This is a genomic window from Mycobacterium innocens (assembly GCF_900566055.1).
GTDB lineage: Bacteria > Actinomycetota > Actinomycetes > Mycobacteriales > Mycobacteriaceae > Mycobacterium > Mycobacterium innocens.
In genome coordinates, this window is the sequence record NZ_UPHQ01000357.1 from 1 (window position 1) to 1214 (window position 1214).

The following is a 1214-nucleotide window of genomic DNA, read 5'->3' on the forward strand; positions in this document are numbered from 1 at the left end:
AAGCTGAGGCCGCTCGGAATTCCCGTGCTGATGGACCGGTGTCACCAGGCACGGGTGCGTAACGCACTGGAACCCGAGTGGGAGGCCCGTTTCGAACCCCGCTCGTATGGGTTTCGGCCGGGCCGCAGTTGCCACGACGCAATCGGCGCGATCTACACGACGTGCAAAGGCCCTCGGGCCAAGCGCGTGTGGGCGCTGGATGCCGACTTGGCCGCGGCGTTCGACAAAATCGACCACAACCACCTACTCGCCGAGATCGGGCCGTTCCCCGCCAGGGAGATGATCCGAGCCTGGTTGAAGGCGGGCGTGTTCGAGCCGGGCAAAGGGTTCGCCCCGACCGAGGAGGGAACTCCCCAGGGCGGCGTGATTTCACCATTGCTCCTCAACGTCGCGCTACACGGGCTGGAGGAAGCCGCCGGGGTTCGCTACGCGTCCCCCGGTTCGGGGTCCGGGGAAACAAAACCCGGCTCCCCGGTCGTGATCAGATACGCCGACGACCTGGTCGCGCTCTGCCACTCACGTGAACGGGCCGAACAGATCAAGGCGCGGCTGGCGGAATGGCTGGCGCCCAGGGGTCTTCGCTTCAATGAGGACAAGACACGTATCGTGCACCTCGCCGAAGGATTCGACTTCCTGGGATTCAACGTCCGCCGCTACCGCCTCAAGCTGCTGATCAAACCGAGCAAGGCGGCCATCAGGCGGCTCCGGCAAAGGCTCGCGTCCGAGATGCGCGTTTTGCGCGGATCGAACGCGGGGGTGGTCATCGCCAGGCTCAACCCGATCATCAAGGGGTGGGCCGCCTACTACCGGGGTGTGGTGTCATCCAAGGTGTTTCACACGCTGGATTATCAGATGTGGAAACTCACCTACAAATGGGCAACATGGCAGCACAACAACAAACCGAAGCCGTGGATCGTCGCGCGCTACTTCGGTAACCGAAACAGGTTCAGGAACGACCGCTGGGTGTTCGGCGATCCCGAAAGTGGCGCCTACCTTGTCAAGTTTTCCTGGACCGACATTGTCCGGCATGTCATGGTCTCCGGCGCGGCCTCACTAGATGACCCCGCCCTGGCCGACTACTGGGCCGCACGGCGGCGAAAGGTCAAGCCCCCGTTGGACAATTACACCCTGCGCCTGCTCGCCAAGCAGGACGGGCGCTGTCCGCTTTGCGGGGATCATCTGCTCACCGCCGACCAGCCGCCGCAGTCCCCTAA

General features: G+C 63.8%; 1 protein-coding gene. It reads left to right on the plus strand.

Annotated elements, in window-relative coordinates:
* Nucleotides 1-54: 54 nt before the first annotated feature.
* A partial coding sequence (locus EET03_RS29720) for a reverse transcriptase domain-containing protein (protein WP_244232606.1) occupies nucleotides 55-1214 on the plus strand: 1160 nt, incomplete at its 3' end.